The sequence below is a fragment of the Tessaracoccus sp. MC1756 genome (genome assembly GCF_014164735.1).
GTDB lineage: Bacteria > Actinomycetota > Actinomycetes > Propionibacteriales > Propionibacteriaceae > Arachnia.
Genome location: NZ_JACJFZ010000008.1, coordinates 60,960 through 73,688, shown reverse-complemented (window position 1 = coordinate 73,688; position 12,729 = coordinate 60,960). Strand labels below are relative to the sequence as shown.

The following is a 12,729-nucleotide window of genomic DNA, read 5'->3' as shown; positions in this document are numbered from 1 at the left end:
TTGACGACCTGCAGTGTTTAGTGGAACTTTACGCCGCATTGAATCCAATAGCAACCATATTGGGGCAAAAGCTGGCCGTCTCGACCGGTCTATGGATACAATCAGGCAGAGAACACGCAAGGGAGCGACTATGGGACTGCCTGGGCTGAGGGGCACCGATCACATCGGCTTCACCGTGCCGGATCTCGATGAGGCCGACGACTTCTTCATACGAGTGCTGGGCTGCCGACCCATCTACGACCTCGGACCGATGCAGGGCGAGGGCGAATGGATGGCAGAGCACCTGAACGTGCATCCCCGCACCGTCGTGAACCGCCTGCGCTTCTACCGTTGCGGCTTCGGCACCAACTTCGAGGTCTTCGAGTACGCCGCCGCCGATGGACAGGCGCCACAGCCGCGCAACAGCGACATCGGCGGTCATCACCTCGCCTTCTACGTCGACGACCTGGACGCCGCTGTCGAGTACCTCCGGGGCGAAGACATCCGCGTACTGGGTGAGCCGACGGTGAGCCGCAACGCCAGCGAGGGTCAACGATGGGTCTACTTCCTGTCGCCGTGGGGCATGCAGTTCGAACTCGTATCCTTCCCTCAGGGAAAGGCTTACGAGAAGGACGCCGACGTGCTCCTCTGGCACCCAGCCAGCCCCGCTGAGTGAGGATGGACATGGAAGAAACATTGGTTCAGCACGACGCCCCGCGCACCAGGGGCGGTGATGCCGGCGCGAAGATCGCCGAGCAGATCCGCGCCGGGATCCTCGCCGGGGAGTTCGCGCCAGGCACAAGGATCCGGCAGGAGGACGTGGCCGCCCGCTTCGGCGCCAGCCGCATTCCGGTGCGCGAGGCGCTGCGGCTGCTCGAGAACGAGGGGCTCGTCACCGTCGTGGCCAACACCGGCGCCTGGGTGGCCAGGCTCACCCTCGCCGAGTGCGAGGAGATCTACCAGATGCGTGAGCGTCTGGAGCCGCTTCTGTTGCGGATGAGCGCGCCCGGGTTGTCCGCTGCTGACGTCGACAACCTCGCAGAGCTGGCCGCCCGCATCAGCGAGCCCGAGGTCGACGCCGAGGCGTTCCTCCTGCTCGATCGTCAGTTCCACCTCGCCACCTACGCCGGCGCCACGACCACCCAGCTGATGGACCTCACCGAGAAGCTGTGGAACACCACCGCACCCTACCGCCGTGCGTACGTCGCGACGTGGGATCCTGCGAACCGTCGGATCGCCAACGACGAGCACCACCTGATCGTCGCGGCCCTGCGCGACCACGACGTCGAAGACGCGGAGCGCGTCCTCGCGGGGCACATCCGTCGCACGCGGCGTCAACTTGCGAAGCACCCGGAACTGTTCGACCACACCACCTGATTCAGGAGACGACCATGGCCATCGCCAGCATCAATCCCACCACCGGCGAACTCGAACGCGAGTTCGACCAGCACACAGAAGACCAGGTAGAGGAGCGGATCGCGGCGGCGCACGCGGCCTACCGCAGCCTCACCACCACGACCTTCGCCGAGCGCGCCCGCTGGATGCACGACGCGGCGGATCTGCTGGACGAAGAGAACGAACAGGTCGCCCGGATGATCGTGGCCGAGATGGGCAAGCCGATCGCGCAGGCGCGCGCAGAGGCGAAGAAATCGGCCGTCAGCATGCGGTTCTACGCTGACAACGCTGAGAAATTCCTCACCGGGCGTGAGATCGACAACCCGGAGACCATGGGTGCCTCCGGCGCCTACACCCGGTACGAGGCCATGGGCGTCGTGCTGGCCGTGATGCCCTGGAACTACCCCATCTGGCAGGTGATGCGCTTCGCGGCCCCGGCGCTGATGGCAGGCAACACCGTGCTACTGAAGCACGCGTCCAACGTGCCGCAGTCGGCGCTGTACATGGAATCACTCTTCGAGCGCACCGGTTTCCCTACTGGTTCCTTCCGCTCACTGCTGGTCCCAGCCCGGTCCGTCGAAGCCATCATCCGCGACCCGCGGGTGGTAGCTGTCACGCTCACGGGCTCCGAGCCGGCCGGCCGCTCGGTGGCCTCGATCGCGGGTTCCGAGGTGAAGCACGCCGTCCTGGAACTGGGCGGGTCCGATCCCTTCATCGTGATGCCGTCGGCAGACATCGAGAAGGCGGCCCAGACGGCGGTAACTGCGCGACTCACCAACAATGGCCAGGCCTGCATCAATGCCAAGCGCTTCATCGTCCACCAAGACATCTACGACCAGTTCGTCGAGCGTTTCACAGACCTGATGGCCGGCGCCAAGGTGGGCGATCCGATGGAGGAGGACACCGTCATCGGGCCGCTCGCCACTCGCTCCGGGGTCGAGGATCTACACGAGCTGGTCACTGACGCCGCTCAGAAGGGCGCGCAGATCCTCACCGGCGGCTCTCCTCAGGAGGGCGGTGGCTACTTCTATCCCCCGACGGTGCTCGCGGGCGTCACGCCCGAGATGCGGCTGTACAAGGAGGAGGCCTTCGGCCCGGCTGCCGCCGTCTACCGGGCAGCCGACCGCGACGAGGCTCTGGAGATCGCCAACGCGACGACGTTCGGCCTGAGCTCCGCGGTGTGGACCGCCGATGACGACGATGTGGACTTCTTCGTCAGGAACCTCGTCGTCGGCGCGGTGTTCGTCAACGGCATGTCGGTGTCCTACCCTGAGCTGCCGTTCGGCGGTACGAAGGATTCGGGCATCGGGCGCGAACTCTCCGCCGAGGGGATCCGGGAGTTCTGCAACCTGAAGTCGGTCTGGGTCGGCTGAACCTGGCCCAACGGGAAGGCCCGTCCGCGATCTCGCGGACGGGCCTTCCTGTTGACGGTCAGAGAGTGCTGGTGGAGCGCACCTGCACCTTGAGGTTGCGCGACGAGTCGCGCGACGACGAGAGCGCCTCGACGGCCTGCTCCAGGTCGAATTCCTCCGTCACCAGCGGGGACAGGTCGATGCCCGTGCGCTCGAGGAAACGGATCGCGTCCGGCCATACGCCCACCGAACCGATGGTGCCGACGATCTTCAGGGCCTTGGACTGGATCAGGCCGAGCGGCGCCGAGGCCTCGTCGCCGACGTTGATACCGATGAACGCCAGGCGCGCGCCGTGACCGGCGATGCGGATGGCTTCGGCCATGACCTTCGGGTTGCCGCTGGCCTCCACGACCACGCTGGGCCCCGCGCCGTCGGTAAGCTGGCTCAGCAACGCCTCCGCCTCGTCAGGGGCGACGGCGTGCGTGGCGCCGAGCTTGATGGCCGCCTCCCGGCGCTTCTCCGAGGGTTCGATCGTGACGACGGTGGCGCCCATGGCAGCGGCAGCCGCCGTCGACACCAAGCCGACTGGGCCGGCGCCGAGCACCGCGACGGTGTCGGCTGCGTTGACGTTGCCCACCTCGAGGAGCGCGTAGTAGCCCACCGTGAAGGTCTCGATGAGGGCGGCGCTTGCGTAGTCGATGCTTTCCGGGATCTTGTGCAGCCACTCGGGACGTGCAACGAAGAACTCAGCGATCGCGCCGCTGATCGAGAACCCGAAGTGGTCCTCACCGATGACGCATTCGCCGACGACGCGGTCGCCCGGCTTCAGATCGGTGACGTCGTCGCCTACCGCGACGACCTCACCGGCCCACTCGTGGCCCGGGATGATCGGGTACTCGAATGGGATGATGTAGCGCCCTTCCAGAAGCTCGATGTCCGAGTGGCAGATGCCCACGGACCGGGCGGCGATGAGGACCTCGTCGGCCGCAATCTGCGGGACGTCGATGTCCGAGACCTCGGGCTTGTCCTTGTCCAGGAATTGCAGTGCCTTCATGGGTACTTCCTTGTCTACTAGCTTGGCAGTGTTTTCAGTAAAGGACTTCGCCGCCAGTGACGGGGGCGATGATCAGGTCAGGAGACTGCAGTTCAGCCGGTCACGCTAACGCGCGACCGGGCTCTGAACTCTCGGGGGCTGACGATTAGGCGGCAACACCTTCGCGGGCCCGCCTGCGGTGGCGAGCGAGCGTGTACAGGACGGCGGCGATGAGGATCATCCCGCCTTGGAGCCAGTACTGCCACGACTGATCCAGCCTCAGGAACACGGTCGCGTTGAGCACCTGGGTAAGGAGCAGCGCCCCGAGTGCACTGCCGATGAAGCTGCCCCGTCCGCCCAGAAGGCTGGTACCGCCGAGCACGACTGCCGTGATGCTGGAGAGGGTGTAGTTCACCCCCTGCGCGGGGTCACCGAGTCCAATCTGCGCCATCAGAATCACAGCACCGAAGAAGGTCATGAAAGAGGTCAGGACGAACGCGCCGACGACCTCGCGGTTCAGCTTCACCCCGACCCGTCGCGCATTGGCCTGATCGGAACCAGTGGCCCGGATGTTCCAGCCCCAGCGGGTGCGGCGGAGGTAGTACTCCAGGATGGCCACTGCCACGATCATCGCGAGAAAGACCAACGGGATGGGCCCGAGCTTCAGCTGCAACACTGCGATGATGTCGCGGTTGATGGACCCGCCAGGGGTCGGACGCAGAATGAAACTCAGACCCTGGAGGGCAATGTAGAGCGTTAGTGTGGCAGCCACCGCCGTGAACCGGCCGAATCTGATGAGGACACCATTGAGGTGACCCACCACGAGAGAAACGAGGATCATAGCGGCAAATCCCAGGATGATGGACCCGACAGCGGACCCGTCGTTGATGAAGAACGAGCCGACCACCACCAAGAGGCCGGCCAAGGGTCCGACTGACAAATCAATGCCTCCGATGAGTAGCGCCACCGTTTGCCCCAACGCGATGAAACCCAGGGCTGTGGTGAGCATGAGCACCGAATTGATGTTGAAGTCATTGAGGTAGCGCTCGTTCACTGTGAAGATATAGGCCGCCAGCGCGATGATGACGAGGACCAACATGGCCGGCGGCGCGTAATCGCCCCGCAGGAAACGGCGAAGGCGGCCGCTGTCGGCGGCCTCGCGCTTGCGCGGCACCTCGATCGAGTGGGTCTGTGCGCTGACCGCGGCGTGCACCATGCGCTCTTCGCTGATGTCGTCCCCGGAGAGAACCTCGACGATCTGACCGCGCGACATCACCAGGACGACATCGCACAGACCCTCGAGCTCCATTGCGTCGGATGAGTTGACGATGACCGGTGTGCCGTTGCTGGATATCTCGCGCAGGATCCCGTACAGCTCCGCGCGGGCCCCGACGTCGACGCCCTGCGTGGGCTCGTCGGCCAGCACCAACTGCGGCTCACTCAGCATCGTGCGCGCCATCACGATCTTCTGCTGATTGCCACCAGATAGCGACGACGCGGGCGCATCGAGCGATCTGGCCTTGACCGAGAGGGAATTCAGCGCTTCCGAAGTCGCGTCGACCTCCTTCTTCCTGCTCAGCAGGGGCCCTGAGGTGAACTTCTTGAGCGCGGCGATGGCGGCGTTGTCACCAACGGTGAAGTCCATGATCAGGCCTTCGCGGTGACGATCTGCTGGCATGTACCCGGATCGGGACAGGAGATCGTTTTGGCGAAGTCGCTGACCATCGATCTCGACCGTGCCAGAGTGTGGCGCCAGGCCCGCGAGTGATCTCAGCAACTCGGGCTGACCGTTGCCGACGACGCCCGAGATGCCGATGATCTGTCCCCGCTTCGCCTGGAACGAGATGTCCTTGAAGCCGGGGCCCGAGAGGCCCTGAACGACGAGATTCGCGGGTGAGTCGGCGGGGGCGTGGTACTTCTCCGGGAAGGTCGACTCCAGCTTGCGTCCCACGATCAGCGCGAGGAGTTCGGCATCAGTCACGTCGCCCACCGGGAGATCCGCGCCGGCGACCTTGCCGTCGCGCAGGACCGTGACCCGATCGGCCAACTGGCGCACCTCCGCCATGCGGTGCGTGATGTAGATCACGGCCGTACCGCGTGAGACGGAGTCCCGCACCAGTTCGAAAAGCATGTCGACCGAGTCACTCCCGAGGGGTGCGGTGGGCTCGTCGAGCACGACCACGCGTGGATCCACGGCCAGCGCCTTGGCGATCTCGAGGAGGTGCTTCTGGGCGACCGTCATGGTCTCCACGCGCTCATCGAGGTGGATCGTGAGGTTGACCCGATCGAGGAGTTCGCGCGCCTTCGCCCGGACGTTGCCACCCTTGAAGAAGGAGTTCGGCAGTGCCACCAGCAGGTTCTCGAGGACGCTGAGGTCCTCCAGCACCGCGGGGTGCTGGTGGACGATGGCGATGCCCTGCTTCGTCGCCGTGATCGGCGTGAGGTGTTCGATTGCCTCACCGTCGATGATGATGGCGCCCTCATCCGCGTGGAGTGAACCCGTCGCGATGTTCATCAACGTGGACTTGCCCGCGCCGTTCTCACCCAGGAGTGCGTGCACTTCGCCTGGCTGGACGGTGAAGGACACATTGGTCAGTGCCGCCACGCCGCCGAAGCGCTTGGTGATGTCACGCATCTCGAGGACGGCCTGGCCCACTCTGGTTTCGTTCATCGCCACGTCCACTGCCACGTCTGCGTCCGTTCTAGTCGTTCGTTCGTAGGGGGGTGTTGGGCCGCCCGTGTCCGGGCGGCCCAACGGGTGGTCAGCCGATGACCTCTGCCTGATCCTCGCCGCTCATCTCTGCGGACAGGTAGACGTCGTCGGGCAGGTTCCGGTCGCACTGGATCGGCTTGGAGGGATCTTCCGAGTCTTCGAAGATGCCCCCGGTCCAGTCCGTGATGTCCGGCTGCGTTCCGCCGCTGGCGATGGCCACGGCGTGCTGGATCGCGAGGCGAACGTTGTCGATACCGGTGTTGACATTGGCCATCTTGAAGGTCGGGTGCTCATCCTTGTTGTCTTCCCAGAAGCAACCCAAGACGTTGGCATCCGAACCCGCCAGAGCGGGGATGGTCTTGCCCTGGTTGGCGAACTGCGGCAACGCGCCGACCAGACCCGGGCCGTAGTCGGTGACGATGACGTCGATCTGGTCGTGTTTGGCGATCGCCGCCGTGAGCACCTGCTGCATGACGGAAGGATCCCAGTTGGTCACCTCGAAGGGCTGTTCACCGATCATCTTGTACTTCGCATCGCTGAGCACCGACTCCAGGCCCTCTCGCTCGCTGATGCCCTGGCTGGAGCCGGCAGGGCCACCGAGGAAGATGATGTTGGCGCCATCGGGGAACTCATTCGCGATCCAGTTGCCCCAGTCGACGCCGTCCTGGTAGAAGTCCGTGCCCACCCACACGTCGTAGTCCTCGCCGGGGGTGCCACCGGGGTCTGCACGGTACGGAACCGTCGTGACGCCGGCTTCATAGGCGCTCCGGATGGCCGGAAGGACTGCCTCGCCGGCGTCGGGGAAGACCACCATGGCGTCGATGCCGGTGGCGGCCATTGCCTGGATGTCCGAGATGGACTTCTGGGTGTCACCCTGTCCGTCGACGTACTCGAACGACGTGACGCTGGGGCACTTCTCGGCCTCGGCGCGGCCTGATGCGGCTGCGATCGCGCGCCAGCCGTTGCCGCCGAAACCGTCGAGAAGCGCGAGTGAGATCTCCTCGTCGCCACACCATTCGGGTCGATCACCGGACTGGGCGGCCGTCTGTTCCCCGTTGCTTGGATCGGTTCCGGGGTTGGCGGTGTCAGCGTCACCGTTGCCGCAAGCCGCGAGGCCGAGGACGCTGGCTGTGAGGAGCGCTGCGAGCTTCATCTTTCTAGTTGAAGTCATCGGATTATCCTTTCGATTACTCCGTGCACCCAGTGGGCGGGAGGTACATGCTGCGTTGGACGGGTTGAGGGAACTAGACGGTGGCCGGCACCGCGGAACGGTCACGGCGGGACTCGAGCCTGCGGCGCACTGCACCCCAGTCCACCGTGTAAAGAGCCACGCCGAGCGCAAGGGCAATGGCTTGGATGAGGGATCGGGCTGCATACGGCATCCCAAACGACAGCGTCAGCTGGTCCAGTTGGGTGAGGAACAGCGCGGAGAGTGCCGCCGCCACCGGGAAACCCTTGCCGCCTCGTAGCGATACGCCCGCCAGCACCACAACCGCCACGGAAGGCAACAGGTAGTTGTTACCCAGATAGGCTGTCGGCTGTGCGGTAAGGCCAGCAAGGATGATGGCGGCCGTCGTGTAGAGCACCTGTGCCCATACATAGGCGGATGCCTTGTGTGTCCGCACACGCAGACCGAGCGCGGCAGCAACTGGAGCGCCCCCGCCCACTGCTTCGAAACGTCGTCCAGCGACGGTCTTCTTCAACAGAAGGCCCACGAAGACGAGCAACACGATGAGGAAGATGACAGAGTTGGGCACTCCCAGAGTCCGTCCTCCCACCAACTCACCCAATGCCCGGGCCGTGACGCGCGGAGTGCCGCCTGAGACGGCGATGACAACTCCGAAGAGGACGGCATTGGTGCCGAGCGTGGCGATAATGGCATTGAGACCGAATCGCCCGACCAGGAGCCCATTGAGCAGGCCCGCAGCCAGAGCCGCGGCATACGCCACCACAACGGCACCTAGCACCTTGGAGTCATCCCCGCTGGGGAGATGTGTCACCAGCATGAGGGTCAGCCCCATCGCCCCAGGGATCGAAAGGTCGAACCCAGCTTGTTGGACGACCAACATCTGGCCCAGACCGGCGATCGCCAGAACCACTGCGAAGGGGAACATCGCCAGGAGTGTTCCCTGAGTGACGCTGGAGGGAGCGAGGAAAGCGGACACCAGGAAAAGAATGATCACAGCGATGACCATGGTGGCGAGTCCCTGCGACACGCGGAAGCGTGCGCTGGTGAGCACCCTCTTCTGCGGTTGTTCCGTCATACTTTCTCCCTTGAAAGTCAGCCGGTCGACTCGACCGGCAGGCCGTTAAACCACACTATACGGCTGTACACGCGCGGGCACAAGGGTCTGATTGGATTCAAACGTCTCTTTTTGGCAACGGTTTCGCGCTCGAACCGGCCAACCGACAGGCCAGAATGCATCCATTCGGTCGACTTTCCTCCGCGTTCTCGGTGGGTGTTCACCGGCACGCTACAGTGGTCGCGTTAGATCGTTGCGGCGGAACAACGAGGCTCCGCTGCTCGCTCATAGGAGGACGAAGATGGACGATGCTCAGAAGCGGCTGGCGCTCGTTGTCGGCGCCAGCGGTATCGCTGGTCAAGCAGTTTCACGCCGGTTGCTTGAGGAGGGCTGGCACGTCGTCGGCCTGACCCGCTCGCAGTCGGTCGTCGAAGGCGCGAAGGCCATCCACGCCGACCTGCTGGAACCGGCCACGCTGCGCGCCCAGCTCGAGGGCCTTGACCCAGAGGTCGTGATCTTCACCGCCTGGATCCGCAAGGATTCGGAAGCGGAAAATATCGAGGTCAACTCAGCGATCCTGCGCAACTTCCTCGACGCGCTACCCCGGCCCGCGGGCAGACGGCATGTGGCACTGATGACCGGGCTCAAGCATTACCTGGGGCCGTTCGATGACTATGCGCGTGCCGTGTCCGCCGACACTCCGTTCCGGGAGGAATCCGGCCGCCTTGATGTGCCCAACTTCTATTACGCCCAGGAGGACGTGCTCTTCGAGGCTGCCGAAACGCAGGGCTTCACCTGGAGCGTCCACCGAGCTCACACCGTGTTCGGCTTCGCCGTCGGCAACGCGATGAACATGGTGCTCACGCTCGGCACCTACGCAGAAATCTGCCGGGAGACCGGACAGCCCTTTGTCTTCCCCGGCTCCGAAACGCAGTGGAACGGCGTCACGGACGCGACGGACGCAGATCTGCTGGCCGATCACCTCATCTGGGCGTCCACCTCCCCCGAGGGCAGCAACGAAGCCTTCAACGTCGCCAACGGCGAGGTCTTCCGCTGGCGCTGGCTGTGGCCGAGGTTGGCAGAGTTCTTCAAGCTGCCCTGGGAAGGATTCGTCGACGCTCCACGTCCCCTGGTCGGGCGCATGGACGATTCCCCGGAAGTGTGGCGCCGAATCGCAGAACGGGAAGGCCTCGTGGAGCCTGACGTCAACCGCCTGGCGTCCTGGTGGCATTCGGATAGCGACCTCGGGCGCCCTCTCGAGTGCTTCACCGACATGTCGAAGAGCCGCCTGCATGGATTCCACGGTTACAAGACCGCCGAACGGAGCTTCACGTCGGCCATCGAGCAGTACCGGGCCGCACGCATCCTGCCCACTTCGTGACGTGAACCAAGCAGCTGGGGTTGGAGCATCTGCTCCAACCCCAGCTGTTTGTTGTGCGCTCAGCGAGTCGCCTGGACGAGCACCTTCACCTGGTCGCCCGTGGGATCCAGGAGCTTCTCGAATCCGGACGCGACGATGTCGTCGATGCTGATCTGGTCGCTGACCGCCTTCTCCACATCGAGACGTCCGCGCGCGATGAGATCGATGATCCGAGGCCAGTCCGTGACGGGATAGCACCAGGTGCCGCCCAGTGTGATGTCGCGCTCGGCGAGGACCATGGGATCGATGGCGGCCGGCTTCGTGTGGAGGCCCGTTTGCGACACGTGCCCCGCAGCGCGAACCGTCTGCAGTGCGAGCTGAAGTGCACGCTCGTTGCCCGAGCATTCGATGACGGCGTCAACCCCAACCCCCTCCGTGCGGTCGCGGAGTTCCTGCTCGACGTCGGCCTCCTGCGGGTTGAACACCTCGCCCACGTCGAGGCTGCGCGCGAGCTGGAGGCGCTTCGGGTTCACCTCCGAGATGTAGACGTTGGCGCCCAGCGCCGAGGCGTACAGCGACGCAAGGACTCCGATGGGCCCTGCGCCCGTGATCAGAACCGAATCGCCGGGACCGACGCCGGCCCGGTCGACGCCGTACGCGGCCACCGCTGTCGGCTCGACCAGTGCGCCCTGGATGTCGGACATCCACTCCGGCATCACGGTGACATGGGTTGCCGGCACCACGCACTCCTCGGCGAGACCGCCCCACTGGAAGCTGAGGCCGATGCACGCCATCCGGCTGCAGAGGTGGCCGCGTCCACGTCGGCACTGGTAGCACTGCCCACAGAACAGCAACGGCATGACTGAAACCCGCTGTCCCACGGAGACACCCTGTACCCCGGATCCGACCTCGAGCACCTCACCTGAGAACTCATGGCCCAGGATTTGCGGAGCGGCCGCCCCGGTGAGGGGATGTGAGTGGCTGGGGATGACGATGGGGCCTACCGCATATTCGTGTAGATCCGTGCCGCAGATGCCACACCACAGTGGGCGCAACCGGACGTCGTATTCCCCGATCCGCGCCGGGGCCTTGACGTCCTCGACGCGCACGTCCTTGGCACCGTGGAAAACTGCTGCTCTCATGCTCGCTCCTTATCTGCGTGACCCTCAGACGAGGATCATGCCGCCTTCGATCGGGATGATCTGGCCGGTGATGTAGTCAGAGTCAGCCGCCGCCAGGAAGATGGCGGTGGGAGCGATGTCGCTCGGCTGCGCCGGCCGTCCCAGGATGATGTCCTTCGACATCGAGGCGAAGTTCGAGTCGCCCTCGCCGATCGCTTCGAGGTCGGCGTCCAGCTTGTCCCAGAGAGGGGTTTCCACGACGCCAGGGGCGAAGCCGTTGACCGTGATCTGGTGCTCGGCCAGCGCTCGGGCGGCGGCCTGGGTCAGCGAGATGACCGCGGCCTTCGTCGCGCTGTAGGGCGCGAAGCTGGCGAAACCCTGTCGACCCGCGATGGATGCCGTGTTGACCACCTTGCCCGGCGTCCCCTGGGCGATGTACTGCTTCGCCGCCTCCTGGGTGCCGATGAGCACGCCTAGTACATTGACCTTCGTCAGCAGGATGAAGTTCTCCTCAGTGATGTCGAGGAACTTCAGCGGGGCGTTCATGCCAGCGTTGTTGAAGAACACATCAAGCTGGCCGAACTTCTCCACCGCCGCGTCGATGGCCGCCCTGACCTCGGCCCTGTCCGTCACGTCACATCGGACGCCCAGGGCTGAGCCTCCGTCGTTGGTGATCTGGGCCGCGACCCGTTCGGCCGCCTCCGCGTTAAGGTCGGCGATGACCACGTTGGCCCCTTCAGCCGCCATCGCCGCGCTGATCCCGGCCCCGATTCCCGAACCGCCCCCGGTGACGATGATTGTCTTACCCGTCAACCTTGCAGTCATTGCGTTGCTCCCTCGCGTACTCGAGCCTCGTCGCTCGTCGGTTGCGTTAACTATAGCTGAACGGTTGATCACTGTCACGGGGCAATTTCGGCATTTTTCGCCCCAGTCAACGCTCTTCGTGTGGTGGTGTTGAACGTGGCCCGGTGTTAGCATGCAGTCACATCGAACGGCACGCAAGGGAGCGTCACCATGGGATTCAAAGTAGAAGGGGTGCACCATGTCGGCATCCCGGTGCGAGACATGAAAAGGTCCTTCGAGTGGTACTCGAGCATGTTCGGCCTCGAACCGGGGCCGGTCAACCACAACGAGGGCCCTGATCTCGAGGTTGGGGTCCAAGTCCCCGGCGCGAAACTCGATTACTCGATGCTTGAAGTGGGCAATGTCCTGATCGAGTTCCTTGAGTACCAGGAGCCCACCGACGGCAAGGACTTCGCGCTGCGCAATTGCGATGTGGGTGCCATGCATGTCTGCCTCCAGGTGGACGACATGGACGCGGCATACGCGTCGCTCACCGAGAAGGGAGCCGTCTTCAATGCTCCGCCGTTCGCCCTGACGGAGGGAAGCCTCGCTGGGTCCCAATGGGCCTATCTGCGCGACCCCGACGGCATCCAGCTCGAGTTGTGGCAGTACCCGAAGAACCGCTGAAATAACGAAAGGGGGCGGGCTGATTGCCCGCCCCCTTTATGTCGTCACCCGAACGACGAGCAA

Annotated in this window: 11 protein-coding genes; 5 read left to right on the top strand and 6 right to left on the bottom strand. The window is 64.5% G+C overall.

The annotated features are described in order from the left end of the window. Positions 1–130: 130 nt before the first annotated feature. Genes H5393_RS14010 through H5393_RS14000 form a run of 3 tightly spaced genes read left to right on the top strand, consistent with a single transcriptional unit; the run spans position 131 to position 2,747 of the window. Positions 131–655 carry a VOC family protein gene (locus tag H5393_RS14010; protein ID WP_182767184.1) on the top strand — a complete coding sequence of 175 codons (525 nt, stop codon included), beginning with the start codon at positions 131–133 and terminating at the stop codon, positions 653–655. A gap of 8 nt (positions 656–663) precedes the next feature. Further along, positions 664–1,356 (top strand): GntR family transcriptional regulator, encoded by a 693-nt coding sequence (locus H5393_RS14005; RefSeq protein ID WP_182767183.1) that lies wholly within the window; start codon positions 664–666, stop codon positions 1,354–1,356. A gap of 14 nt (positions 1,357–1,370) precedes the next feature. After that, positions 1,371–2,747: an aldehyde dehydrogenase family protein gene (locus H5393_RS14000; protein ID WP_182767182.1), complete on the top strand. Its 1,377-nt coding sequence runs from the start codon at positions 1,371–1,373 to the stop codon at positions 2,745–2,747. 58 nt (positions 2,748–2,805) lie between these two features. On the opposite strand, the gene H5393_RS13995 is transcribed toward H5393_RS14000, so the two are convergent. The 4 genes from H5393_RS13995 to H5393_RS13980 all read right to left on the bottom strand — a co-directional run bounded on the left by H5393_RS13995 (position 2,806) and on the right by H5393_RS13980 (position 8,736). Continuing rightward, the gene (locus tag H5393_RS13995) at positions 2,806–3,780 is read right to left on the bottom strand and encodes a zinc-binding dehydrogenase (protein ID WP_182767181.1); all 975 of its coding nucleotides are present in this window, start codon (positions 3,778–3,780) and stop codon (positions 2,806–2,808) included. 145 nt (positions 3,781–3,925) lie between these two features. Beyond that, entirely contained in the window at positions 3,926–6,430 is a 2,505-nt protein-coding gene (locus tag H5393_RS13990; RefSeq protein ID WP_182767180.1) for an ATP-binding cassette domain-containing protein, read from the bottom strand. Between the two features lie 91 nt (positions 6,431–6,521). Then, a complete protein-coding gene (locus tag H5393_RS13985) occupies positions 6,522–7,643 on the bottom strand; it encodes a substrate-binding domain-containing protein (RefSeq protein WP_182767179.1) in 1,122 nt (373 codons plus the stop codon). 73 nt (positions 7,644–7,716) lie between these two features. After that, entirely contained in the window at positions 7,717–8,736 is a 1,020-nt protein-coding gene (locus H5393_RS13980; RefSeq protein ID WP_182767178.1) for an ABC transporter permease, read from the bottom strand. A 280-nt stretch (positions 8,737–9,016) separates the two neighbouring features. Between H5393_RS13980 and H5393_RS13975 the strand changes: the two genes are divergently transcribed. Continuing rightward, positions 9,017–10,096, top strand: coding sequence for an SDR family oxidoreductase (locus H5393_RS13975; protein ID WP_182767177.1), 1,080 nt, complete (start codon positions 9,017–9,019; stop codon positions 10,094–10,096). Between the two features lie 59 nt (positions 10,097–10,155). On the opposite strand, the gene H5393_RS13970 is transcribed toward H5393_RS13975, so the two are convergent. After that, the gene (locus H5393_RS13970; RefSeq protein WP_182767176.1) at positions 10,156–11,217 is read right to left on the bottom strand and encodes a 2,3-butanediol dehydrogenase; all 1,062 of its coding nucleotides are present in this window, start codon (positions 11,215–11,217) and stop codon (positions 10,156–10,158) included. A 24-nt stretch (positions 11,218–11,241) separates the two neighbouring features. Continuing rightward, entirely contained in the window at positions 11,242–12,021 is a 780-nt protein-coding gene (locus tag H5393_RS13965) for a glucose 1-dehydrogenase (protein WP_182767175.1), read from the bottom strand. A 189-nt stretch (positions 12,022–12,210) separates the two neighbouring features. Here H5393_RS13965 and H5393_RS13960 point away from each other — a divergent pair, with 189 nt between their 5' ends. Continuing rightward, complete coding sequence (locus tag H5393_RS13960; RefSeq protein WP_182767174.1) at positions 12,211–12,666, top strand: VOC family protein; 456 nt, start codon at positions 12,211–12,213, stop codon at positions 12,664–12,666. Positions 12,667–12,729 lie beyond the last annotated feature (63 nt).